The sequence below is a fragment of the Pseudomonas sp. PS1(2021) genome, assembly GCF_020405165.1.
Taxonomy (GTDB): domain Bacteria; phylum Pseudomonadota; class Gammaproteobacteria; order Pseudomonadales; family Pseudomonadaceae; genus Pseudomonas; species Pseudomonas aeruginosa.
Genome location: NZ_CP084484.1, coordinates 7,344,805 through 7,367,215, shown reverse-complemented (window position 1 = coordinate 7,367,215; position 22,411 = coordinate 7,344,805). Strand labels below are relative to the sequence as shown.

The 22,411-nt window shown below is 64.8% G+C and carries 25 protein-coding genes; 1 reads left to right on the top strand and 24 read right to left on the bottom strand.

The window, feature by feature from the left end:
• Positions 1-5: 5 nt before the first annotated feature.
• The 18 genes from bamB to trmJ all read right to left on the bottom strand — a co-directional run bounded on the left by bamB (position 6) and on the right by trmJ (position 15,100).
• Entirely contained in the window at positions 6-1,148 is a 1,143-nt protein-coding gene (gene bamB / locus LE197_RS34905) for an outer membrane protein assembly factor BamB (protein ID WP_003092789.1), read from the bottom strand.
• A 1-nt stretch (position 1,149) separates the two neighbouring features.
• Positions 1,150-1,794 (bottom strand): YfgM family protein, encoded by a 645-nt coding sequence (locus LE197_RS34900; protein ID WP_023083323.1) that lies wholly within the window; start codon positions 1,792-1,794, stop codon positions 1,150-1,152.
• A 26-nt stretch (positions 1,795-1,820) separates the two neighbouring features.
• Positions 1,821-3,110, bottom strand: coding sequence for a histidine--tRNA ligase (gene hisS / locus LE197_RS34895; protein WP_003092797.1), 1,290 nt, complete (start codon positions 3,108-3,110; stop codon positions 1,821-1,823).
• 18 nt (positions 3,111-3,128) lie between these two features.
• Positions 3,129-4,244, bottom strand: a complete 1,116-nt coding sequence (ispG, locus tag LE197_RS34890; RefSeq protein WP_003092800.1) for a flavodoxin-dependent (E)-4-hydroxy-3-methylbut-2-enyl-diphosphate synthase — start codon at positions 4,242-4,244, stop codon at positions 3,129-3,131.
• Entirely contained in the window at positions 4,241-5,284 is a 1,044-nt protein-coding gene (locus LE197_RS34885) for a helix-turn-helix domain-containing protein (RefSeq protein WP_003137852.1), read from the bottom strand. The genes ispG and LE197_RS34885 overlap by 4 nt, the downstream gene beginning before the upstream one ends.
• On the bottom strand, positions 5,281-6,039 hold the full coding sequence (pilF, locus tag LE197_RS34880; protein ID WP_003092804.1) for a type 4a pilus biogenesis protein PilF: 759 nt from the start codon (positions 6,037-6,039) through the stop codon (positions 5,281-5,283). The genes LE197_RS34885 and pilF overlap by 4 nt, the downstream gene beginning before the upstream one ends.
• A gap of 17 nt (positions 6,040-6,056) precedes the next feature.
• The gene (gene rlmN / locus LE197_RS34875) at positions 6,057-7,196 is read right to left on the bottom strand and encodes a 23S rRNA (adenine(2503)-C(2))-methyltransferase RlmN (protein ID WP_003092809.1); all 1,140 of its coding nucleotides are present in this window, start codon (positions 7,194-7,196) and stop codon (positions 6,057-6,059) included.
• A gap of 24 nt (positions 7,197-7,220) precedes the next feature.
• Entirely contained in the window at positions 7,221-7,652 is a 432-nt protein-coding gene (gene ndk, locus LE197_RS34870) for a nucleoside-diphosphate kinase (RefSeq protein ID WP_003092811.1), read from the bottom strand.
• Positions 7,653-7,895: 243 nt separating this feature from the next.
• The gene (iscX, locus tag LE197_RS34865) at positions 7,896-8,096 is read right to left on the bottom strand and encodes a Fe-S cluster assembly protein IscX (protein ID WP_003092814.1); all 201 of its coding nucleotides are present in this window, start codon (positions 8,094-8,096) and stop codon (positions 7,896-7,898) included.
• A gap of 25 nt (positions 8,097-8,121) precedes the next feature.
• Positions 8,122-8,460: an ISC system 2Fe-2S type ferredoxin gene (gene fdx, locus LE197_RS34860; RefSeq protein ID WP_003092818.1), complete on the bottom strand. Its 339-nt coding sequence runs from the start codon at positions 8,458-8,460 to the stop codon at positions 8,122-8,124.
• A gap of 6 nt (positions 8,461-8,466) precedes the next feature.
• Positions 8,467-10,326, bottom strand: coding sequence for a Fe-S protein assembly chaperone HscA (hscA, locus tag LE197_RS34855; RefSeq protein ID WP_003143122.1), 1,860 nt, complete (start codon positions 10,324-10,326; stop codon positions 8,467-8,469).
• Positions 10,327-10,368: 42 nt separating this feature from the next.
• Positions 10,369-10,890 (bottom strand): co-chaperone HscB, encoded by a 522-nt coding sequence (gene hscB, locus LE197_RS34850; protein ID WP_003092824.1) that lies wholly within the window; start codon positions 10,888-10,890, stop codon positions 10,369-10,371.
• Between the two features lie 7 nt (positions 10,891-10,897).
• The gene (gene iscA / locus LE197_RS34845; RefSeq protein ID WP_003100617.1) at positions 10,898-11,221 is read right to left on the bottom strand and encodes an iron-sulfur cluster assembly protein IscA; all 324 of its coding nucleotides are present in this window, start codon (positions 11,219-11,221) and stop codon (positions 10,898-10,900) included.
• A 27-nt stretch (positions 11,222-11,248) separates the two neighbouring features.
• Positions 11,249-11,635, bottom strand: coding sequence for a Fe-S cluster assembly scaffold IscU (iscU, locus tag LE197_RS34840; RefSeq protein WP_003092829.1), 387 nt, complete (start codon positions 11,633-11,635; stop codon positions 11,249-11,251).
• Positions 11,636-11,670: 35 nt separating this feature from the next.
• The gene (locus LE197_RS34835) at positions 11,671-12,885 is read right to left on the bottom strand and encodes an IscS subfamily cysteine desulfurase (RefSeq protein ID WP_003092832.1); all 1,215 of its coding nucleotides are present in this window, start codon (positions 12,883-12,885) and stop codon (positions 11,671-11,673) included.
• A gap of 29 nt (positions 12,886-12,914) precedes the next feature.
• Complete coding sequence (gene iscR / locus LE197_RS34830) at positions 12,915-13,406, bottom strand: Fe-S cluster assembly transcriptional regulator IscR (protein ID WP_003092836.1); 492 nt, start codon at positions 13,404-13,406, stop codon at positions 12,915-12,917.
• A 144-nt stretch (positions 13,407-13,550) separates the two neighbouring features.
• Positions 13,551-14,327: a serine O-acetyltransferase gene (gene cysE, locus LE197_RS34825; protein ID WP_003100615.1), complete on the bottom strand. Its 777-nt coding sequence runs from the start codon at positions 14,325-14,327 to the stop codon at positions 13,551-13,553.
• Entirely contained in the window at positions 14,327-15,100 is a 774-nt protein-coding gene (trmJ, locus tag LE197_RS34820) for a tRNA (cytosine(32)/uridine(32)-2'-O)-methyltransferase TrmJ (RefSeq protein ID WP_003092842.1), read from the bottom strand. Before trmJ ends, cysE begins: the two co-directional genes overlap by 1 nt.
• 151 nt (positions 15,101-15,251) lie before the next feature.
• Between trmJ and suhB the strand changes: the two genes are divergently transcribed.
• Positions 15,252-16,067 carry an inositol-phosphate phosphatase gene (gene suhB / locus LE197_RS34815; protein ID WP_003092845.1) on the top strand — a complete coding sequence of 272 codons (816 nt, stop codon included), beginning with the start codon at positions 15,252-15,254 and terminating at the stop codon, positions 16,065-16,067.
• A gap of 104 nt (positions 16,068-16,171) precedes the next feature.
• On the opposite strand, the gene LE197_RS34810 is transcribed toward suhB, so the two are convergent.
• The 6 genes from LE197_RS34810 to queA form a co-directional block, all read right to left on the bottom strand.
• Entirely contained in the window at positions 16,172-16,720 is a 549-nt protein-coding gene (locus tag LE197_RS34810; RefSeq protein WP_003092848.1) for a glycine zipper 2TM domain-containing protein, read from the bottom strand.
• Positions 16,721-16,903: 183 nt separating this feature from the next.
• On the bottom strand, positions 16,904-17,824 hold the full coding sequence (secF, locus tag LE197_RS34805) for a protein translocase subunit SecF (RefSeq protein WP_003100612.1): 921 nt from the start codon (positions 17,822-17,824) through the stop codon (positions 16,904-16,906).
• 10 nt (positions 17,825-17,834) lie between these two features.
• Complete coding sequence (secD, locus tag LE197_RS34800) at positions 17,835-19,697, bottom strand: protein translocase subunit SecD (RefSeq protein ID WP_003100609.1); 1,863 nt, start codon at positions 19,695-19,697, stop codon at positions 17,835-17,837.
• A 59-nt stretch (positions 19,698-19,756) separates the two neighbouring features.
• The gene (gene yajC / locus LE197_RS34795; protein WP_003092856.1) at positions 19,757-20,095 is read right to left on the bottom strand and encodes a preprotein translocase subunit YajC; all 339 of its coding nucleotides are present in this window, start codon (positions 20,093-20,095) and stop codon (positions 19,757-19,759) included.
• Between the two features lie 43 nt (positions 20,096-20,138).
• Positions 20,139-21,257: a tRNA guanosine(34) transglycosylase Tgt gene (gene tgt / locus LE197_RS34790; RefSeq protein WP_003100607.1), complete on the bottom strand. Its 1,119-nt coding sequence runs from the start codon at positions 21,255-21,257 to the stop codon at positions 20,139-20,141.
• Between the two features lie 12 nt (positions 21,258-21,269).
• A complete protein-coding gene (gene queA, locus LE197_RS34785; protein WP_003100606.1) occupies positions 21,270-22,313 on the bottom strand; it encodes a tRNA preQ1(34) S-adenosylmethionine ribosyltransferase-isomerase QueA in 1,044 nt (347 codons plus the stop codon).
• Between the last annotated feature and the right edge of the window lie 98 nt (positions 22,314-22,411).

Here is a 22,411-nt window from a genome sequence, read left to right as displayed (position 1 = left end):
CCAGTCTAGCGGATGGTGTAGGCGACGAGCTTGCCACCGTTGCCGAACACGTACATCCAGCTCCCGACCACCAGCGGACGAACCCGCACGCCATCGCTGTCGACCCGCTCGCGACCGACGAAGCGACCGTCCACCTGGCTCAGCAGATGCACGTAGCCTTCCAGGTCGCCGACCACCACGTTGCTGGAGAACACCGCCGGAGCCGACAGTTGGCGACGCGCCAGGGCGTCGTTGTTCCACAGCGAAGAGGCACCGCGCGAGTCCAGGCCTTCCACCGAACCGCTGGCCTGGCTGACGTAGATATTGCCGAAGCCTTCGGCGACGCCGACGTAGCTCGACGCTTCGCGCTGCCAGAGCAGGCGGCCGCTGTTCACGTCCAGCGCCGCGGCACGGCCCTGGTAGCTGACCACGTAGAGGGTGTCGCCGGACAGCAGGAGGCCGCCGTCGATGTCCACCACGCGATCCAGTTCGGAACGCCCCTGGGGAATCGCTACCCGCTGCTCCCAGATCGGCAGGCCGCGCTGTACGTCGACCGCCACCACCTTGCCGCTGGCCAGGCCGGCGAGGGCCATGTTGCCGGCGATCAGCGGCGCGCCGGTGCCGCGCAGGGTCAGCACCGGCACGGTGCTTTCGTAGATCCAGCGCTGGTCGCCGCTGGCCGCATCGAGGCCGATCAGCTTGTCGTCCTGGGTCTGCACCACCACCACGTCGCCATTGGTGGCCGGCGCCGACAGCACTTCGCTGTTGACTCGCTTGGTCCACTTCTTCTTGCCGGTGGCTTCGTCGAGGGCGATCACGTCACCGCGCAGGGTACCCACCAGCACCAGGCCGTAGCCAACGCCGACACCGCCGGAAACCGGACGTTCCAGGTCCTTCTTCCAGAGCACGTCGCCGGTCTCGCGCTGGATCGCCATCACCCGCCCTTCGGCGGACGCGGCGTAGATGGTGGAACCATCGACGGCCGGTTCGAGCAGGTTGTACAGGTCGCCCTGACCATCACCGACCGAGCGGCTCCACTGCTTGCTCAACACGACTTCCTCTTTGAAGTCGGTCAGTTCGGCGGGCGGGAGTTCCTTCTTGCTGTTGCTGCTGCAACCCACGACCGCCAGGGCCAGGGCGAGCAGCGCCGCGTGTTTCCATTGCACCATCTCAGGCCTCTCCCTTGGACAGGTCGTCGAGCTTGATCTGCAGGGCATCGCCGGCACCGTCTTCGGGCAGCGACTGCTTGGCTTTCTCGTAGGCCGCGCGCGCCTCGTCGGTGCGCTTGAGCTGCACCAGCAGGTCGCCCCTGAGCTCCTCGCGGGTCGAGACGTAGGCCTTGTCGGCATCTCCATCGAGCAGCTTCAGGCCTTCCTCGACCTTGCCCTGGGCCGCCAGGACCCGGGCCAGGCGCTGCCGCGCCAGTTCGCCGAGGGTGGCGTCGGCCGGCTTGTCCATGACCGCCTTCAGCTCGGCAACGGCGTCATCCAGCTTGCCGCTGTCGACCGCGACCTTGGCCACGAACAGGCTGCCGTACTGGGCATAATGGGTGCCGCCGAACTCGCTCTTCAGCTTGCCGGCCAGCTCCGCCACCTTCGCCGGATCCGGCTGGCCGGTCGGATTCAGCGCGGTTTCGATCAGTTGCTGGTAGACGATCGAGGCGCCCTGCGCCTGGTTGGTCTGGTACTTCTGCCAGGCCTGCCAGCCGAATACCACTGCCAGCGCGAGGATGCCGCCGGTGACCAGGGGCTTGCCGTTGCGCTGCCACCAGTCCTTGATCTGCGCCAGGTCTTCGTCTTCGGTACGCGATGTCACCCCAATCACTCCTATTCTTTATGTTCTCAAGCCTGTGCCAGACAGGCTGCCAGGTGCTCGGGCAGAGCATCCCAGGCAATGCTTTGTTGCTCGCCCTCGTCACGCAGGGGCTTGAAACCTACCACGCGATTGGCCACCTCGTCCTCCCCGAGGATCAGGGCAAAGCGCGCGCCGCTCTTGTCGGCCTTCTTGAACTGACTCTTGAAGCTGCCGGCGCCGGCGTTGACCAGCAGGCGTATGCCGGGAATGGCGCTGCGCAACTGTTCGGCCAGGGTCAGGGCGGCCAGCTCGGCCGGTTCGCCGAAGGCGCAGACGTAGAGGTCGGCCGGACGGTTCAGTTCGGCGGGGATCACCCCCAAGGTTTCCAGCAGCAGCACCAGGCGTTCCACGCCCATGGCGAAACCGACGCCCGGAGTCGGCTTGCCGCCGAACTGGCTGACCAGCCCGTCGTAGCGGCCACCGCCGCAAACGGTGCCCTGGGCGCCAAGCTTGTCGGTGACCCACTCGAAAGCCGTGCGGCAGTAATAGTCCAGGCCGCGCACCAGCTTCTGGTTGATTTCGTAGCGCAGTCCGACAGCATCCAGGCGGGCCTTGAGACCCTCGAAGTGGGCGATCGATTCTTCGTCGAGATAGTCGTGCAGGGTCGGCGCGCCGACCAGCAATGCCTGGGTGCTCTCCACCTTGCTGTCGAGGATTCGCAGCGGATTGGTGGTCATGCGCCGCTGGCTGTCTTCGTCGAGTTGCTCGAAGCGCTCCTGCAGATAGGCCACCAGGGCCTCGCGATAGCGTGCGCGGGCCTCGCTGGAACCGAGGGTGTTGAGCTGCAGGGTCACCGCGTCGGCCATGCCGAGCTTCTGCCACAGGCGCCAGGTGAGGATGATCAACTCGGCGTCGATGTCCGGACCGGGCAGGTTGAAGACTTCCACGCCGATCTGGTGGAACTGCCGGTAGCGACCTTTCTGCGGTTTCTCGTAACGGAACATCGGCCCGGTGTACCAGAGCTTCTGCACTTGACCACCGCCGCTCAGGCCGTGCTCCAGCACGGCGCGCACGCAACCGGCGGTACCTTCCGGACGCATGGTCAGGGATTCGCCGTTGCGGTCGAGGAAGGTGTACATCTCCTTGTCGACCACGTCGGTGCCTTCGCCGATGCCGCGGGCGAAGAGTTCGGTGAACTCGAGGATGGGCAGGCGGATCTCGCTGTAGCCGTAGCCGTCCAGCAGGCCGGCGAAGGTGCGTTCCAGATAGCGCCAGGCCGGAGTCTGCTCCGGCAGGATGTCGTTCATGCCACGAATGGCTTGCAGGGACTTGCTCACGTAGGGTCCTTAAACGGGTCAGCCGCGGGCGATCAGGCTCGCATCGGCTTCGGCCTTCTCGGCCGCCTTCTGGCGGATCAGCCGTTCCAGCTCGTCCACCAGGTTGTCGTTGGTCAGTTTCTGCGACGGCTTGCCGTCGATATACACCAGGTTCGGAGTGCCGCCGGTGAGGCCGACATGGGCCTCCTTGGCTTCGCCCGGACCGTTGACGACGCAACCGATCACGGCCACGTCCATCGGTACCAGCAGGTCCTCCAGGCGCCCTTCCAGCTCGTTCATGGTCTTCACCACGTCGAAGTTCTGCCGCGAACAGCTCGGGCAGGCGATGAAGTTGATGCCACGGGAGCGCAGGTGCAGGGACTTGAGGATGTCGAAACCGACCTTGATCTCCTCGACCGGATCGGCAGCCAGGGAAATCCGGATGGTGTCGCCGATTCCCTCGGCCAGGAGCATGCCCAGCCCCACCGCCGACTTCACCGTGCCGGAGCGCAGGCCGCCGGCCTCGGTGATGCCCAGGTGCAGGGGCTGCTCGATCTGCCTGGCCAGCAGGCGATAGGCGGCGACGGCCATGAAGACGTCGGAGGCCTTGACGCTGACCTTGAAGTTCTGGAAGTCCAGCTTGTCGAGATGATCGACGTGGCGCATGGCCGATTCGAGCAGGGCTTCCGGGGTCGGTTCGCCGTATTTCTTCTGCAGGTCCTTTTCCAGCGAACCGGCATTGACGCCGATACGGATCGGGATGTTGCGCTCGCGCGCGGCATCGACCACGGCCTTGACCCGGTCCTCGCGACCGATGTTGCCCGGATTGATGCGCAGGCAGTCCACTCCCAGCTCGGCGACGCGCAGGGCGATGCGATAGTCGAAGTGGATGTCGGCGACCAGCGGCACGTTGACCTGCTGCTTGATCTTGCCGAACGCCTCGGCGGCGTCCATGTCGGGGACGGAAACCCGCACGATGTCCGCACCGGCATCTTCCAGGCGGCGGATCTGCGCGACGGTGGCAGCGACGTCGCAGGTCTCGGTGTTGGTCATGCTCTGCACGGCGATCGGCGCATCGCCGCCCACCGGGACGTTGCCGACCCAGATTTTCCGAGACTTGCGGCGAATGATCGGAGAAGCGCTATGAATGCTCATTGTCCTACCTTCAGACGGGCCGTTTCGCCGCGGACGAAGGGGGTCACGTCCACCGGCTGGCCGTTGTAGCTGACCTGGGCGCCGCGAGCGAAACCGAGGCGCAGCTCCAGCGGGGCCTTGCCGGCCAGTTCCAGGCTGTCGCCCTTGCGCTTCAGCGCGCTGACCAGGACCTTGCCGTTGGCGTCGGTGACCTGGGTCCAGCAATCGGCGACGAACTGTACCTTGACCACCCCCTGGCCCTCGCCGGCCACCACGGGCGCGGCGGCAGGTTCGCTCGGCGCTGGCGGGGCGGCCGGACTGGCCGTCGCCGGAACGGCTGGAGCATTACCGGGAGCAGGAGCCGTGCCGGCAGGCGCGGCGGTAACAGGCTGCTGGGGTGCGGCGGGGGTGCCCTGGGCCGGAGCGGCGGGAACCTGCGCGCCCTCGCTCGCCACCGGCGGCGAACCCTCGGCCTGGGCGGCGACTTCCGGAGAAACCTCGGCGGGCGCTTGCTCGCCTTCCTTCTGCGCTTCGATCACCGCCTGGTCTTCAGGCTCGTCCAGGGTATGGATCTCGGTGGTGCCGTCGGCGCTTTCCACTTCGACATGCTCGAGGCTCAGACCGGCGGTTTCCGGCGTGCGCGCGGAATGCTCCTGCCACCAGAAGTAGCCGAAGCCGATCAGCAGGGCGAGCAGTAACAGACTGACGATACGCAGCACGTTGCGCGACAGGCGCACCGGCTCGGCGACCCGTCCCAGGCTCTGTACGGTGCTGCCGCTGGCATTGGTGCCGGTGAAATGGTCGAAGCTGTTGACCAGCTCGGCCTGGTCGAGGCCCATGAGCTTGGCGTAGGCGCGGATGTAGCCGCGCGAGAAGGTGTGCCCCGGCAGCTTGTCGAACGCGCCGTTTTCCAGCTGACGCAGCGAATTCTCGGTCAGGTTCAGTTGCCCGGCCACCTGCGACAACGACAAGCCCTTCTGCTCGCGCGCCTGGCGCAGGGTTTCCCCGGGGTTCTGACGGGAAGCGGTGGCTACGACTTCGGGCTGCGGCGCTTTCATCATTTTTCCGCCTGGAATTCCTGATATTCGGGAGAGCCTGGGTACAGGCGTTTCAACTGCAGGCCATAGCTGGCGGCCGTGTCGCGGTCCTCGAAGACCTTCGCGAGACGAATGCCCAGCAACAGGCTGCGGGCGTTCTGCCCGCCGCCCTGGGCAAAGAGATCATAGTACTGGCGAGCCGGCACGTACTCGCGCTCCTTGTAGAGCAGGTCGGCCATCTCCAGCGCGACGCTGGGCTGGTTACGGTTCAGACGCAGGGATTTCTCGAAGTACTCCTTGGCCTGGGCCGGTTTCTTCATTTGCAGCGAAACCAGGCCGAGGTTCTCGAAGACCCGCGAGCGCTCGGGATAGAGGGTGTCCTGGCTGGCCTCCAGGAGACGCTGGTAGGCCTCCTCGTAGCGCTTCTGCTCGTAGAGGAAACCGCCGTAGTTGTTCAGTACCCGGGCATTGCGGCTATCGCTGGCGAGCGCCTTGCGGTACTCCTCGTCGGCCAGCTTGGGCTCCATCTCGGTCTGGAACACCACCGCCAGCGCGGCATGCGCGTCGGCGCTGGAAGGGTCGATCTCGAGGGCCTTGCGCAGCGGCACCTTGGCCTGCTCGGTATTCCCCCGCTGGAGATAGCCGAGGCCGAGCTGGATATAGGCATCGCGCGCCTCGTCACGGCCCTTGTCGGTTTTCAGGGGATTCTGATCTCCGCTCGTCACGCAGCCTGTCAGCCCAACAGCCAACAGGAACACCAGCGCGGCGCGTACAGTCATCGGAACCCTCCTCTCACTCAATTTCGATTCGCCGCCGACTCGGACTCGGCCAGTTGGCGCACGGCAATATAACGTTCGCTCCGGCGGGTACGATCCATGACCTGGCCGACCAGTTGGCCACAGGCCGCGTCGATGTCGTCGCCGCGGGTGGTACGCACGGTCACGTTGAAGCCGCCCTTGTGCAACATGTCCTGGAAACGCCGGATGGCATTGTTGCTCGGGCGCTCGTAGCCGGAGTGCGGGAATGGATTAAACGGAATCAGGTTGATCTTGCAAGGCGTGTCTTTCAGCAATGCGATCATCTGCTCAGCATGCTCGGGCTGATCGTTGACATCCTTGAGCAGGGTGTACTCGACGGTCAGCACGCGCTTCTCGCCGAGCCGGGAAATATACCGGCGGCAGGCATCCAGCAGCATGCCCAGCGGATACTTCTTGTTGATCGGCACCAGCTTGTTGCGCAACTCGTCGTTCGGTGCGTGCAGCGACAGGGCCAGGGACACGTCGATCACCTCGCCGAGCTTGTCGATCATCGGCACCACGCCGGAGGTGGACAGGGTCACCTTGCGCTTGGAAATACCGTAGCCGAGGTCGTCCATCATGATGTTCATGGCGGCGACCACGTTGTCGAAGTTCAGCAGCGGCTCGCCCATGCCCATCATCACGACATTGGTGATGGCGCGGTCGATCTTGGCCGGAACGGTACCGAACGACTTGTTGGCGATCCACACCTGGCCGATCACCTCGGCGGCGGTGAGGTCGCTGTTGAAACCCTGCTTGCCGGTGGAGCAGAAACTGCAATCCAGGGCGCAGCCCGCCTGGGAGGACACGCACAGGGTGCCGCGTCCGCCCTGGGGGATGTACACGGTCTCGACGCAACTGCCGGACGCCACCCGGACCACCCACTTGCGGGTGCCGTCGGCGGAGATGTCCTGGCTGACGATCTCGGGACCGCGTATCTCGGCTGAGGCCTTGAGCTTTTCGCGCAAGGCCTTGCCGACGTTGGTCATGGCGTCGAAATCGTCGACGCCAAAGTGGTGAATCCACTTCATGACCTGGCCGGCCCGGAAACGCTTCTCGCCGATGGACTCGAAGAACTGTTCCAGCTGCGGCTGGGTCAGGCCCAGCAGGTTCACCTTGCCGGCGGTGGTCGTTGTCATGGCTTCACCCTCACCCACGCTCGATCAGCGAATGCGCTCGCAGACTTCGGTAGCCGCGAAGAAGTAGGCGATCTCGCGAGCGGCGGAAGCTTCGGAATCGGAACCGTGGACGGCGTTCTCGTCGATGGAGACGGCGAAGTCGGCGCGGATGGTACCGGCGTCGGCTTTCTTCGGATCGGTGGCGCCCATCAGCTCGCGGTTCTTGGCGATGGCGTCCTCGCCTTCCAGGACCTGGACTACAACCGGACCGGAAGTCATGAAGGAAACCAGGTCCTTGAAGAACGGACGCTCTTTGTGCTCGGCATAGAAGCCGCCGGCTTCACGCTCGGACAGCTGAACCATTTTAGCGGCGACGACGCGCAGGCCGGCTTTCTCGAAGCGGGTCAGGATTTCGCCGATCACGTTCTTGGAAACGGCGTCCGGCTTGATGATGGACAGGGTGCGTTGCAGTGCCATTGGTAAAACTCCGAAACAAGGTTGTCTAGCATGGGCGGCCCCGCCAGCGGGGCGGGACGCCGTGATTCGTTCAGGACGCTGACGAAAACGGCCCGAAAGGGCCGGAATCAGCGTGGCTGCGCCTGGCATCGGGCCCGGCGCGCCTAGCCTGGAATGCGCCCGCGGGCGATTTCAGGCCTTACCTAAAATAAAACCCGCGAATTATACGCGGGTTCCCGGCAAATGCGTAGGGCGGGCCTATGGCTAGTCCCGTTCCTCGATCCAGGCGGCCTGGATGGCCTCCAGGACTTTCTCCCCGCTACGCTGAGGATCGTCGGAGAACTCTGGAAGTTCCACCACCCAGCGCCGCAGATCGACGAAGTTGACGTATCGCGGATCGACCTCCGGCTTGCTTTCGTCGAGCTGGATGGCGATTTCCAGCACATCGGTCCATTTCAGGCTCATTGCACGCTCCTCTCTACCGCCGGGCTCAGTGGCCTTCCGACACCTGGTTGATGGTGTACTTGGGAATCTCGACCACCAGGTCTTCGTCGGCCACCACTGCCTGGCAGGATAGCCGCGAATCGGGCTCCAGACCCCAGGCCTTGTCCAGCATGTCGTCTTCGAGTTCGTCGGACGGCTCCATGGAATCGAGGCCTTCGCGGACGATTACGTGGCAGGTCGTGCAGGCGCAGGATTTCTCACAGGCATGCTCGATCTCGATGCCATTGCGCAACGCGGCATCCAGGATGGTTTCGCCGGGCTTCGCCTCGAATACCGCCCCCTCGGGGCAGTGGTCGGCATGGGGCAGAATCACGATCTGCGGCATCTTCGCTTATTCCTCGATTTCGTTGAGCCGGCGGCCGGAGAGCGCGGCCTTGACGGTCGCGTCCATCCGCCGTGCGGCGAAAGCGTCGGTCACCTGGGACAGGCGCTTGATCTGGTTCTCGATGGCCGCGGTGTCGCTACCACCGGCCAGTTCACGCAAGGTGTCCATCTGCGCCGTGATGGCCAGGCGCTCCTCTTCGTCCAGGAGCCGCTCGCCGTCGACGTCCAGCGCCGACTGCACGGCCTCCAGCAGCCGCTGCGCCTCGACCTGCTGTTCGCGCAGGGCGCGGGCAGCCTTGTCGTCGCCGGCGTAGTCGAAGGAGTCCTTGAGCATCCGCGCGATCTCGCCGTCGGTCAGCCCATAGGACGGCTTGACCTGGATGCTGGCCTCGACGCCGGAACTCAGTTCGCGTGCGGACACGCCGAGCAAGCCGTCGGCGTCGACCTGGAAGGTCACCCGGATTTTCGCCGCGCCCGCCACCATCGGCGGAATGCCGCGCAGCTCGAAGCGCGCCAGCGAACGACAATCCTTCACCAGCTCGCGCTCGCCCTGCAGCACGTGGATCATCATGGCCGTCTGGCCGTCCTTGTAGGTGGTGAACTCCTGGGCGCGCGCCACCGGGATGGTGGTATTGCGCGGAATCACCTTCTCCATCAGCCCGCCCATGGTTTCCAGGCCGAGCGACAGCGGAATGACGTCCAGCAGCAGCAATTCCTCGCCGCGCTTGTTGCCGGCCAGGGCATCGGCCTGGATGGCCGCGCCGATGGCGACCACCTGGTCCGGATCGATATCGGTCAGCGGCTCGCAGCCGAACAACTCGCCAACCGCCGTGCGCACACGGGGCACGCGGGTCGAGCCACCGACCATCACCACCGAGCGGATTTCTTCCAGATCGACACCGGAGTCGCGCACCGCTCGGCGGCAGGACTTCAGGCTGCGAGCGACGAACGGCTCGATCAACTCGTCGAGCGTCGCCCGGCTCAGCTCGCCGCTCCAGTCGCCGTAGGCGACCCGGACCGACGCCTCGTCGGTAAGACGCTCCTTGGCCGCACAGGCGATTTGCAGCAACTGCCGCTGGCTGCCCGGGTCCAGATCGGCAGAAAGGCCAGCCTGCTCGATCACCCAGCCAGCGATGGCATGGTCGAAGTCGTCGCCGCCCAGGGCCGTATCGCCGCCGGTGGCCAGGACTTCGAAGACACCGCGGGTCAGGCGCAGGATGGAAATGTCGAAGGTTCCGCCACCCAGGTCGTAGATGGCCACCAGGCCTTCCGCGCCCTTGTCCAGGCCGTAGGCCACGGCGGCGGCGGTCGGCTCGTTGAGCAGGCGCAGGACGTTCAGTCCGGCCAGGCGCGCGGCATCCTTGGTAGCCTGGCGCTGGGCGTCGTCGAAATAGGCCGGCACAGTGATCACCGCACCCACCAGCTCGCCACCGAGGGTGGTTTCGGCGCGCTGGCGCAGCTCACGCAGGATGTCCGCCGAGACTTCCACAGGACTCTTCAACCCCTGTACGGTCTCGATGAAGGGCATGTGCGACTCGCCCTGGCGGAAGCGGTAGGGCAATTGCTCGCCCAGTTGCTTGACGTCCTCCAGGCCGCGCCCCATCAGGCGCTTGACCGAAATGACGGTATTGAAGGGATCCTCCGCGGCGGCCGCGCGGGCGCTCTCGCCCACTTCCGCCCGCTCGGCGTGATAACGCACCGCGGAAGGCAGGATCAGGCGTCCCTGCGCATCCGGCAAGGGCTCGGCGACGCCGCTACGCACCGCGGCGACCAGCGAATTGGTGGTACCCAGGTCGATCCCAACCGCCAGGCGACGCTCATGGGGCTTGGGACTCTGACCGGGCTCGGCGATCTGCAGTAGGGCCATGCTCTGTCTTAACTATGGGGTGCGGCCCGGGGGCCGCAGGGATTAATCGTCGAGTCGCTCTTCCAGCTGGCGCACTTCCTGCGCGAGCTTGTCGAGGAACTGCATGCGACGGACCAGGCGCTCGGCCTCTTCGCGGCGCTGCGCATCGTCCCAGCACGCGGCGAACTCACGCTCCAGCTCGGCCTGGGCGGCCTTGAGCCGACGCTTGAAAGTCGCCACGCCGGCCAGGTCGGCGCTGTCCTGCAACTCCTCCAGCTCCTCGCGCAGCTGCATCTGCTGCAGGAGAAACTCCGGATCCTGCACCGTAGCCTCCAAGGGCAACTCGTGACCACTCAGGGTCAACAGGTACAGGGCCCGGCGCGGAGCGCTCTTCAGGGTCTGGTAGGCCTCGTTCAGTTGCGCCGCGCGTTCCAGGGCGAGACGCTGCTCGCGCTCGGGAGCGTCGGCGAAACGGTCGGGATGGACGCTGCGCACCAACTCGCGATAGCGCTGGCCGAGCTCGTCGAGATCGACCAGGAAAGCCGGTTGCAGGTCGAACTGGGCGAAATGACAGGGTTTACCCACGCCGGCCTCAGACGTTGAAGCTTTCGCCGCAGCCGCATTCGCCACGAACGTTGGGATTGTTGAACTTGAAGCCTTCGTTGAGCCCTTCGCGAGTGAAGTCCAGCTCGGTGCCATCGAGATAGACCAGGCTTTTCGGGTCGATGATGACCTTCACGCCATGGCTCTCGAAGACCAGGTCCTCGGCCGCCAGTTCATCGACGAATTCGAGGACATAGGCAAGCCCGGAACAGCCAGTGGTGCGCACGCCAAGACGGATACCCTCGCCCTTGCCGCGCCCCTCGAGGGAGCGCTGCACGTGTTTGGCGGCGGCTTCGGTCATGCTGATGGCCATTGCAACTCCTTACTCGTCACGAGCGGCTTAGAGCAAACCCTTCTTCTGCTTGTAGTCGCGAACGGCGGCCTTGATGGCGTCTTCGGCGAGAACGGAGCAGTGGATCTTCACCGGCGGCAGGGCCAGCTCTTCGGCGATGGTGGTGTTCTTGATGGTTTCCGCCTCGTCCAGGGTCTTGCCCTTCATCCACTCGGTGGCGAGGGAGCTGGAGGCGATCGCGGAACCGCAACCGTAGGTCTTGAACTTGGCGTCTTCGATCACGCCCTGCTCGTTGACCTTGATCTGCAGGCGCATCACGTCGCCGCAGGCCGGCGCGCCGACCATGCCGGTGCCGACGTTGGGATCGGCAGCGTCGAGCTTGCCGACGTTGCGCGGGTTTTCGTAGTGGTCGATGACCTTTTCGCTATATGCCATGGCTAATCCTCACGTTTTTCCGGGGCACGAGGCGCTCAGTGCGCCTGCCATTCGACCTGGGACAGGTCGACGCCCTCTTTGTACATATCCCACAGCGGCGACAGTTCGCGCAGCTTGGAAACGGCCTCGACCACCTTCTTCGCGGCATAGTCGATCTCTTCCTCGGTGGTGAAGCGACCGAAGGTGAAGCGGATGGAGCTATGCGCCAGTTCGTCGTTGCGGCCCAGGGCGCGCAATACGTAGGACGGTTCCAGGGACGCCGAGGTACAGGCCGAACCGGAGGAGACCGCGAGGTCCTTGAGCGCCATGATCAGCGACTCGCCCTCGACGTAGTTGAAGCTGACGTTGAGGTTGTGCGGGACGCGGGAGGTCATGCTGCCGTTGATGTAGAGCTCTTCCAGGCCATCGATCTGCGCGAAGAAGCGGTCGCGGAGCGCCAGCACGCGGGCGTTCTCCTGGGCCATTTCTTCCTTGGCGATGCGGAACGCCTCGCCCATGCCGACGATCTGGTGGGTGGCCAGGGTGCCGGAGCGCATGCCGCGCTCATGGCCGCCGCCGTGCATCTGGCCCTCGATGCGAACGCGCGGCTTGCGCCGGACATAGAGCGCGCCAATGCCTTTCGGGCCGTAGGTCTTGTGCGCGGAGAAGGACATCAGGTCGACCTTGAGCTTGTCCAGGTCGATCTCGACCTTGCCGGTCGACTGTGCGGCGTCGACGTGGAACAGCACGCCGCGGGAGCGGGTCAGCTCGCCGATGGCGGCGATGTCGTTGACGGTGCCGATCTCGTTGTTCACGTGCATGACCGAGACCAGGATGGTGTCGTCACGCAGCGCCGCCTCGACCAGAGCCGGAGTGATCAGGCCATCTTCGCCCGGCTCCAGGTAGGTCACTTCGAAACCTTCGCGCTCCAGCTGGCGACAGGTGTCGAGGACCGCCTTGTGCTCGATCTTCGAGGTGATGATGTGCTTGCCCTTGCCCGAGTAGAAGTGCGCGACGCCCTTGATCGCCAGGTTGTCGGACTCGGTGGCGCCGGAGGTCCAGACGATCTCGCGGGGATCGGCGTTGACCAGTTCGGCCACCTGGCGACGGGCGTTCTCCACGGCTTCTTCGGCTTTCCAGCCGAACACGTGGGAACGCGAAGCCGGGTTGCCGAAGTTGCCGTCCATCAGCAGGCATTCGCTCATTTTCTGGGCGACGCGGGGATCGACGGGAGTGGTCGCGGAGTAATCGAGGTAGATCGGCAATTTCATCAGGTAACTCCTACAGGCTGGCGCCCTGCTCAGTCGATGGCGGACGCTTCAATCTTGTCGAGACGAGGCGTCTTGCCTGAGCAACGGCGTTCGTCCTGGCGCAGCGCGACCTCCTGGACCTCCTGGCGGCTGACCAGATCGGCCAGGCTGATGCCGCTGAGGAACTCATGGATCTGCAAACTGAGGTCGCACCACAGGTGGTGGGTCAGACAGGTATCGCCGGAGTGGCAATCGCCCTGCCCCTGGCAGCGGGTCGCGTCGACGGATTCGTTGACCGCGTCGATCACCTGCGCCACATGGATGCCCGACATATGGCGGGACAGCTGGTAGCCGCCGCCCGGGCCGCGCACGCTGGTCACCAGGTTGCCACGGCGCAACTTGGCGAACAGCTGTTCGAGATAGGACAGGGAAATGCCTTGGCGTTCGGAGATATCGGCCAGCGAGACCGGACCTTGCTGAGCATGCAGCGCCAGGTCGAGCATGGCGGTTACGGCGTAGCGGCCTTTGGTGGTCAGACGCATGGGCTTTTCCCATCGGGATCATTCGGGGTTGACGCGGATTATGCTCTTATCCGAGTAATTAGGTCAACTATAAGACCGATCAAATTACTCAGGATTAGGCAAATTCAGGGCGCTACATGCTAGCAGAAAGCCGCCGGCCGCGCATTACGCGGCCGGATTGCCGTCCTCATCCTTGACTCCGGCGAAATCTTCCTCGCGCAATACCGGCAGGTCCTTCGCGCAGTAGTCGCTACCCAGGGCAGTGAGCGCCTGGCACATGCCCTCGAGCCGGCCGTCGACGGCCTGCAGGTGATCGAGCAACTGACCAATGGCACGCGCCACCGGGTCCGGCATGTCCTGGCTGACCCCATAGGCATCGAAGCCGAGCTTCTCCGCCATCGCCTGGCGCTTGGCCTGCTGCTCGGAGTCCTCGCGCATGATGATCCGCCCGGGAATGCCGACCACGGTGGCACCCGGCGGGACTTCCTTGGTCACCACGGCGTTGGAGCCGACCTTGGCGCCCTCGCCGACGGTGAACGGGCCGAGCACCTTGGCACCGGCACCGACCACTACGTTGTTGCCGAGGGTGGGGTGGCGCTTGCCCTTGTTCCAGGTGGTGCCGCCCAGGGTAACACCCTGATAGAGGGTGACGTCGTCGCCGATCTCGGCGGTTTCGCCGATGACGATGCCCATGCCGTGGTCGATGAAGAAGCGCCGGCCGATCCTGGCCCCCGGGTGGATCTCGATGCCGGTCATCCAGCGGCCGAAATTGGACACCAGGCGCGCCAGCCACTTCCAGCCGGACGTCCACAAGCCGTGGGCCAGCCGATGCAGCCAGACGGCGTGCAGGCCCGGATAACAGGTGAGGACCTCGAGTGCGTTGCGAGCCGCCGGATCACGGTGGAATACGCTTTGGATATCTTCACGCACACGTTCGAACATCAGTCGTCACTCCGCTTGTAGGACAGGCCTCGGGCCACCTTCTGGGTTTCGGTCAGGATCCCGCGCAGGATATTCATTTCCAGCTTGCTGATCGCGCTGCGCCCATACAGGCGCCGCAACCGCGACATCAGGTGGCGCGGCTTCTCCGGATCGAGGAAGCCGATATCGATCAGCGTCCTCTCCAGATGCGCGTAATAGAGTTCCAGCTCGTCGGCCGTCACCAGCTCGGTGTTGAGCATCGAGGTGGACTCGAACTTTTCCATCTTGGTCGGCTTGCCCTGGGCCGCCAGCCACGCCATGCGCACCTCGTAGGTGAGCACCTGGACCGCGGCCGCCAGGTTCAGCGAGCCGAACTCGGGATCGGAGGGGATATGCACATGGAACTGGCAGCGCTGCAATTCTTCGTTGGTCAAACCCGCATATTCGCGCCCGAATACCAGGGCCACCTCGCCATTCGCCTCCAGGTGCTCCAGGCAGGTCGTCGCGCACTCGCGCGGATCCAGCAGCGGCCAGGGAATCCGCCGGTCGCGGGCGCTGGTGCCGAGCACCACGCTGCAGCCGCTCAGGGCCTCTTCCAGGGTGTCCACCACCCTTGCGGCGTCGAGGATGTCGGTGGCGCCGGAAGCCCGCGCCACCGCGTCGCCGTGGGGAAAGCTTTCCGGCTGCACCAGCACCAGTTGCGACAGGCCCATGTTCTTCATGGCACGGGCCGCCCCGCCGATGTTGCCGGGATGACTGGTGTTGACCAACACCACACGAATACGGTCGAGCAACGCCGATGCTCTCCAACGCCAAGTTACTGAAGGGTGTGAAATCCTACAGCAGAGGTCAGCTTTATACCATGCGGCCGACAGGTCGCCCTTCAAACGCCATCGGTTTCTGCTAGAATGGCCGGCTTTCTTTAACGACCCAGGTGACCTCTCCATGCAGCCTATGCTGAATATCGCCCTGCGCGCCGCTCGCAGCGCCGGTGAACTGATTTTCCGCTCCATCGAACGCCTGGATGTCATCTCGGTCAACGAGAAGGATGCCAAGGACTACGTCACCGAAGTCGATCGCGCCGCCGAGCAGACCATCGTCGCCGCGCTGCGCAAGGCCTATCCGACTCACGCGATCATGGGCGAGGAAGGCGGCTTCATCGAAGGCAGCGGCGAGGGCGCCGATTACCTCTGGGTGATCGATCCGCTGGACGGCACCACCAACTTCATCCATGGCGTACCGCACTTCGCCGTGAGCATCGCCTGCAAGTACAAGGGCCGCCTGGAGCACGCCGTGGTCCTCGACCCGGTACGCCAGGAAGAATTCACCGCCAGCCGCGGTCGCGGCGCCGCCCTCAACGGTCGCCGCCTGCGCGTCAGCGGCCGCAAGAGCCTGGAAGGCGCCCTGCTCGGCACCGGGTTCCCGTTCCGCGACAACCAGATCGACAATCTCGACAACTACCTGAACATGTTCCGCAGCCTGGTCGGCCAGACCGCCGGCATCCGCCGCGCCGGCGCCGCCAGTCTGGACCTGGCCTACGTCGCCGCCGGACGCTACGACGCCTTCTGGGAATTCGGCCTGTCCGAATGGGACATGGCGGCAGGCGCCCTGCTGGTACAGGAAGCCGGCGGCCTGGTGAGCGACTTCACCGGCAGCCACGAATTCCTCGAGAAGGGTCACATCGTCGCCGGCAACACCAAATGCTTCAAGGCACTGCTGACCACCATCCAGCCGCACCTGCCGCCGTCGCTGAAGCGCTGATCCGCCGCTGACGAAGAACCCGGCCTGGCGCCGGGTTTTTCATCTCCATGAAAATGCACAAGGGCGCCCGCGGGCGCCCTTGTGCATCATTGCGACAGTCAGGCTCAGCGCAGCGTTTCGCCCTGGCTGAGGATCAGCCGGCCATTCTTGTCGACCGGGATCTGGCTGCCCGGATCGCGCTCCATGCGGATCTGCCCGGCCTTGCCGTCGAGCATGTACTTCACGTCATAGCCGACGACCTTCTCGCTGCTGTCGTGCACGGTGCTGCAGCGGGTTTCGGTGGTGGTGTAGGTGTCACGCTCCTGCATGCCTTCCTGCACCTTGTTGCCGGCGTAGCCGCCGCCGACGGCGCCGGCCACGGTGGCGATCTTCTTGCCGGTACCGCCGCCGATCTGGTTGCCCAGCAAGCCGCCGACCACCGCACCGATGGCGGTACCGGCGATCTGGTGCTGGTCCTTGACCGGACGCTGGCGGGTCACGGCCACGTCCTTGCAGACCTGGCGCGGCGTCTTGATGGTTTCCTTGACCGGCTGGACAGCGACGACCTCGGCGTAGTCGGGACCGCGATCCACCAGGCTATAGGTGGCTACCGCGCCACCTGCGGTCACGCCTACGGCACCCAGAACGGCCCCGACGAGCATCGACTTGTTCACATGTACCTCCTGGCTTTCATCCAATGCGGGCTATGTTCGCCCTTTGCCTTGCCTAGGACTGGGCAAAAACCACCAAGTTCCAGGCTCCCGACAAACGTTTCGTTGGCGCAGATACGAAAACTCCCGCCAAAAGCGGGAGTCCTCGAGTGACCGGCAGGCGCCGGAGTGCCGAACCAGAGCGCCTCAGGGGCGATCGTCGACGGTGTCCTTGGCCTGCGGCGGGATCAGGTCCTCGCTGGTCAGGTTCAGCCAGATCAATACCACGTTGGCGATGTAGATCGACGAGTAGGTACCCGCCATTACACCGACGAACAGGGCGATGGAGAAACCGAACAGGTTGTCGCCGCCGAAGAACAGCAGCGCGGCGATAGCCAGCAGCGTGGAAACCGAGGTGGCGATGGTACGCAACAGGGTCTGGCTGGTGGAGATGTTCAGGTTCTCGACCAGATCGGCCTTGCGCAGCACGCGGAAGTTCTCGCGCACCCGGTCGAAGATCACGATGGTGTCGTTCAGCGAGTAACCGACCACCGCCAGCACAGCGGCGAGGACGGTCAGGTCGAAGGTCACCTGGAAGAACGACAGCACGCCCATCACGATGATCGCATCGTGCACCAGCGAGAGGATCGCACCGAGGGCGAACTTCCACTGGAAGCGGAAGCCGACGTACAGCAGGATGCCGCCCAGCGCCAGGAGCATGCCGAGGCCGCCCTGGTCGCGCAGTTCTTCACCCACCTGCGGGCCGACGTACTCGACCCGCTTCAGGTTCGCCGGGTTGCCGGCATCGGCCTGCTGCAAGGCGGTAGCGACCTTCTTGCCCAGTTCCGGGTCCTCGCTGGGCATCCGCACCAGCACGTCGCGGGCGTCGCCGAAGCTCTGCACCACGGCGTCCTCGTAGCCGGCGCCGACCAGTTGACCACGCACCTTGCCGAGATCGGCCGGTTGTTCGTAGGTCAGCTCGATCAGCGTACCGCCGGTGAAGTCGAGGCCGAAGTTGATGCCCTTGGTGAACCAGCTGCCCAGGGCGATGACGGTCAGGATCAGGGTGACGGCAAACGCGACGTTGCGGATGCCCATGAAGTTGATGGTACCGATCTTGATATTCATCTCAGTCCCCTTAGATCCACAGCTTCTTGAAGTCACGCCCGCCGAAGATCAGGTTGACCATTGCGCGGGTGACCATGATGGCCGTGAACATCGAGGTGATGATGCCGAGCGACATGGTCACGGCAAATCCTTTCACCGGGCCGGTGCCCATGGCGTAGAGGATGCCGCCGACCAGCAGCGAGGTCAGGTTGGCGTCGAGGATCGCGGTGAAGGCACGGTTGAAGCCTTCGTGGATCGCCCTCTGGACCGACATGCCATTGGCCAGTTCCTCGCGTATCCGCGAGAAGATCAGCACGTTGGCGTCCACCGCCATGCCCATGGTCAGCACGATACCGGCGATGCCCGGCAGGGTCAGGGTCGCGCCGAGGATCGACATCAGCGCCACCAGCATGACCATGTTGAAAGCCAGCGCAACGGTGGCGATCACGCCGAAGAAACGGTAGATGACGATGATGAACAGCGATACGAAGAGCATGCCCCAGAGCGACGCATCGATACCCTTGGCGATGTTGTCCGCCCCCAGGCTCGGGCCGATGGTGCGTTCTTCGGCGAAGTACATCGGCGCAGCCAGGCCGCCGGCACGCAGCAGCAGGGCCAGCTCGGAGGACTCGCCCGGGCCATCGAGGCCGGTGATACGGAACTGGTTGCCCAGCGGCGACTGGATGGTCGCCAGGCTGATGATCTGCTTCTCTTCCTTGAACGCCGGAACCGCGACCTCCTTCTCGACGCCATCGACCATCTGCTTGGTGTAGCGGGTCACCGGCTTCTGCTCGATGAACACCACCGCCATGCTGCGGCCGACGTTGTTGCGGGTGGCGCGGTTCATCAGCTCGCCGCCATGGCCATCCAGGCGGATGTTCACCTGCGGGCGGCCGTTCTCGTCGAAACTGGCGCTGGCGTCGGTGACCTGGTCGCCGGTGATGATCACCCCGCGCTCCAGCGGCACCGGCGGCCGGCGCGGCTCGCGGAACTCGAAGGTCTCGGTGGCGGACTTCAGGGCGTCCGGCTCGGCGGCCAGGCGGAATTCTAGGTTGGCGGTCTTGCCGAGGATCCGCTTGGCTTCCGCGGTGTCCTGCACGCCCGGCAGCTCGACCACGATGCGATTGGCGCCCTGGCGCTGCACCAGCGGCTCGGATACGCCCAGCTCGTTGACCCGGTTGCGGACGGTGGTGAGGTTCTGCTTGATGGAGTATTCGCGGATTTCCGCCAGTTTGGCCTGGGTCAGGGCGACGCGCAGGACCTGCAGGCCGTTGCGCTCTTCGGGCACGACCTCGAAATCGCGGAAGTCCTTGGCGATCAGGCTGCGCGCCTTGTCCAGGGATTCGCTGTCGGTGAAACCGAGCTGGATCGCGCGATCCTGGATCGGCAGGCTGCGGTAGCGCACGCGCTCCTTGCGCAGCAGGCTCTTCACTTCGCTTTCATAGACCTTCAGGCGGGCATCGACCGCCTTGTCCATGTCCACTTCCAGCAGGAAGTGCACACCGCCGGACAGATCCAGGCCGAGCTTCATCGGGCTGCCGCCCAGCTTGCGCAGCCACTCGGGAGTGGTCTGGGCCAGGTTCAGCGCCACCACGTAGTCGTCGCCCAGGGTCCGGCGCACCACTTCCTTGGCGGGAAGCTGGTCGTCCTGCTTGACCAGGCGGATCAGGCCGCCCTTCTTCGACAGGCTGTCGGCCTTCACCGCGATACCGGCGTCGGTCAGCGCCTTGGCAGCGCGGTCGACATCGGCCTGGGTGACCTGCAGCGCCGTGCTGGCGCCGCTGATCTGCACCGCCGGGTCGTCCGGGTAGAGGTTGGGTGCGGAATAGATGAACCCGACGGCGAGGACCGCCAGGATCAGCAGATATTTCCACAGAGGATACTTGTTGAGCATGACACCGCCCGTTATGACGCGGGGCGCCTTGCGCGCCCCGTCATGTGTTTAGGTGAAAATCAGATCGCTTTCAGGGTGCCTTTCGGCAGGGTCGCGGCAATCGCGGCCTTCTGGAACTTCAGCTCGACGTTGTCGGAAACCTCGACCACGACGAAATCGTCGGCGACCTTGGTCACCTTGCCGGCGATACCGCCGGAAGTGACGACTTCGTCACCTTTTTGCAGGTTGCCCAGCAGGTTCTTGTGTTCCTTGGCGCGCTTGGCCTGGGGACGCCAGATCATCAGGTAGAAGATGACCAGGAAACCAACCAGGAAGACCCACTCGAAACCGGTGCCGGCCGGGCCAGCGGCTGCCGGAGCGGCTGCGTCGGCGTAGGCAGCGGGAATTAGAAAGCTCATGTAGCACTCCTGTCACAAAGCAATAGAGTTGGATAAAGGAAAGTCAGGCATCCAGCGGCGGCGTGGGAAGGCCGCGCTTGGCATAGAAGGCATCGACAAAGGCGGCCAATGTACCCTGTTGGATTGCCTCGCGCAAACCAGCCATAACCCGCTGATAATGCCGCAAGTTGTGGATGGTATTGAGCATGCTACCGAGCATTTCCCCGCACTTGTCCAAGTGGTGCAGATAGGCGCGGGAAAAATGTTTGCAGGTGTAACAGTCGCAGGTCGGGTCGAGCGTGGAGTCGTCGTGCTTGTGTACCGAGTTGCGGATCTTGATCACCCCGCTGTCGACGAACAGGTGGCCGTTGCGCGCATTGCGCGTCGGCATCACACAGTCGAACATGTCCACGCCGCGGCGCACGCCTTCCACCAGGTCTTCCGGCTTGCCCACGCCCATCAGGTAGCGCGGCTTGTCGGCCGGCATCTGCGGCGGCAGGAAATCGAGCACGCGAATCATCTCTTCCTTCGGCTCGCCCACCGACAAACCACCGATGGCCAGGCCGTCGAAGCCGATCTCCTGCAAGCCATCCAGCGAGCGCAGGCGCAGGTCCTCGTGCATACCGCCCTGGACGATGCCGAACAGCGCCGACGGGCTATCGCCATGGGCGATCTTCGAGCGCTTGGCCCAGCGCAGCGACAGCTCCATGGAGCGCTTGGCGACGTCATGGTCGGCCGGGTACGGCGTGCATTCGTCGAAGATCATCACGATGTCCGAGCCCAGGGCGCGTTGCACCGCCATGGACTCCTCCGGCCCCATGAAGACCTTGGCGCCGTCCACCGGCGAGGCGAAGGTCACGCCCTCCTCCTTGATCTTGCGCATGGCTCCCAGGCTGAACACCTGGAAACCGCCGGAATCGGTGAGGATCGGGCCTTTCCACTGCATGAAGTCGTGCAGGTCGCCGTGGCGCTGGATCACCTCGGTGCCCGGGCGCAACCAGAGATGGAAGGTGTTGCCGAGGATGATCTGCGCGCCGATGTCCTCGATGTCGCGCGGCAACATGCCCTTCACCGTGCCGTAGGTGCCCACCGGCATGAAGGCCGGGGTCTCGACCACGCCGCGGGGGAAGGTCAGGCGGCCGCGACGGGCCTTGCCGTCGGTCGCCAGCAGCTCGAAGTTCATGAAGCTCATGGATCAGTCCTCGGGTCCGCGGGGCGCGGGATTGCGGGTGATGAACATGGCATCACCGTAACTGAAGAAGCGATAGCCCTGCGCCACCGCCGCGGCGTAGGCGGCCATGGTCTCCGGGTAGCCGGCGAAGGCCGAGACCAGCATCAGCAGGGTGGATTCGGGCAGGTGGAAGTTGGTGACCAGGGCATCGACCACATGGAACGGCCGGCCCGGGAAGATGAAGATGTCGGTGTCGCCGCTGAACGGCTTCAGCTCACCGTCGCGTGCCGCGCTTTCCAGCGAGCGCACGCTGGTGGTGCCGACGGCGACTACCCGGCCGCCGCGGGCCCGGCAGGCGGAAACCGCGTCCACCACGTCCTGGCCGACCTCCAGCCATTCGCGGTGCATCACATGGTCCTCGATACGCTCGACACGCACCGGCTGGAAGGTACCGGCGCCGACATGCAGGGTAACGAAGGCGGTATCCACCCCCTTCGCGCGGATCGCCTCGAGCAGCGCCTCATCGAAGTGCAGGCCGGCGGTCGGGGCCGCCACCGCACCGGCGCGCTGGGCGTAGACGGTCTGGTAGCGCTCGCGGTCGGCCGCATCGTCCGGTCGGTCGATATAGGGAGGCAACGGCATGTGCCCGACCCGCTCCAGCAAAGGCAGCACAGGCTCGGCGAAAGCGAGTTCGAACAGGGCATCGTGGCGTTGCAGCATCTCCGCGCTGCCACCACCTTCGACGAGGATCCGCGTGCCGGGCTTGGGCGCCTTGCTGGCGCGTATGTGGGCAAGCACCCGGTGCTGGTCGAGCACGCGCTCGACCAGGACTTCCAGCTTGCCGCCGGATTCCTTCTGGCCGAACAGGCGCGCCGGGATCACCCGGGTATTGTTGAACACCATCAGGTCGCCCGGACGCAGGTAGTCCAGGAGATCGGCGAATTGTCTGTGGGCGAGGGTTCCCGTCGGGCCATCCAGCGCCAACAGGCGGCTTGCGCGGCGTTCAGGCAGGGGATGACGGGCGATCAGGGCCTCGGGCAAGTCGAAATGAAAATCGGCGACACGCATGGGGAGACTCTCGAAAGGCCGCGTAGCTTACCGGAAATGTGTTTTCCCCGCCACGAACCCGATTGACCAACGGTAGGCGCCTCCCTATACTGCGCCGC